Below are 1,237 nucleotides of genomic sequence, written 5' to 3'. Positions count from 1 at the left end.
TTATTTTAGCATTGAAAGATTCTGCAGAAGCATTCGTACTTCTATTATCAAAATAATTCAAAATAGAATCGTAGTTGATTTTAATGGTATTCATTATCGTATTAAAACTTTTGATTCCTAAATGCTCTACATCGTTATACCAGTGTGCTAATTTGGTAATAGCTATTGCTTTATCAGTATTATTGTTGTAGATGTTACGCAATTTTTGACTTAAAAAGTAAACCGTTTTAATTTCTGGATATTCTTCAAATACTATTGTTGCTCTTTCTTTTTGACTTGAACTCCATTTGTTAGGGCTTTTATAGAGTAGAAATCTACTCCTAGTGAGCAATTGCTTAGCGGTATCTCCATTGGAGAATTCTTTAGAAATAAATGGTGTTTTATTGAGTTTAGCTTCTAATATCCTTTGGTTTTCTTGGTCTAACGCCTCCCATTTTAATCTAATGCGAACTTCTTGCACGGCTTCTAAAGCAAGTTTTTGAACATGGAAACGATCTGTTACTTGTTTAGCTTTTGGAAAAGTTTTTTTAGCAATTAATTTCATGCTATTAGCCATATCAAGAGTAATTTCAATGACCTGTGAACGTTTTTTAAAATCTATTTTTTGTAAATGATCAATAACGACTTCTGATTTTGTTCCAGCAATAATAGCCACAATAGTTCCTTTCTTTCCTTTACCTGCTTTATTGGTCACTACAGTATAAAGCTCGCCCATTGATAAGTTTACTTCGTCTATGGATAAATGTGACCCCATGTTCTCAGGGAAAATTAACCAATCATTAGCATGTTCTCGTTGTTCCCATTTAGAGAAGTTACTGAGGTGTTTTTTATATTGACGTTGTAGTTTTTTGCCATTAACCCCAAAGAAGCAACCAATAGTATGACAGTCGTTGGCTTTAGTATCGATTAATTTCTTTTAAAAAATCCGCAAACTCTTGAGTCATGCGGGTTCCTTGGGCCACAATATTCCAATCGCGTTGGATGATTTTTTGAGATTGTTTATCTGTCCAGCGTCGTCTTTTGATGTGTAGGTAAACAAACTTTCCGCGTAGAGGAAAATCCTGAATTGTAATATCATTTAAGAAGCCTTTAGAGATAAGTTGTTTATCATTATATTCTTTTGGTGGAGTACTTTTTTCTTCAAAAAACAAATGCATTTTCTCTTGTTCAATTTTGGTGTTTACCAAATCAAAATGTTCTACGATTAATTCAGGAAGGATAAGTTTTAAGAGTTCTA

2 protein-coding genes are annotated in these 1,237 nt (G+C 32.6%); both read right to left on the bottom strand.

Annotation, left to right across the window (positions count from 1 at the left end; all coding sequences use genetic code 11):
• Positions 1-877, bottom strand: an 877-nt coding sequence (locus GXM17_RS21315) for an ISAon1 family transposase (protein ID WP_425280030.1), incomplete at its 3' end; no start/stop codon positions are given.
• Between the two features lie 19 nt (positions 878-896).
• The coding region (locus tag GXM17_RS21310) for an ISAon1 family transposase N-terminal region protein (protein WP_163401530.1) at positions 897-1,237 on the bottom strand (341 nt) is incomplete at its 5' end.

This window comes from Flavobacterium fluviatile, from assembly GCF_010645065.1.
GTDB classification, from domain to species: Bacteria; Bacteroidota; Bacteroidia; order Flavobacteriales; family Flavobacteriaceae; genus Flavobacterium; species Flavobacterium fluviatile.
Note: the sequence above shows the minus strand (reverse complement) of the source record. Positions and strands in the feature narration are given on the sequence as shown.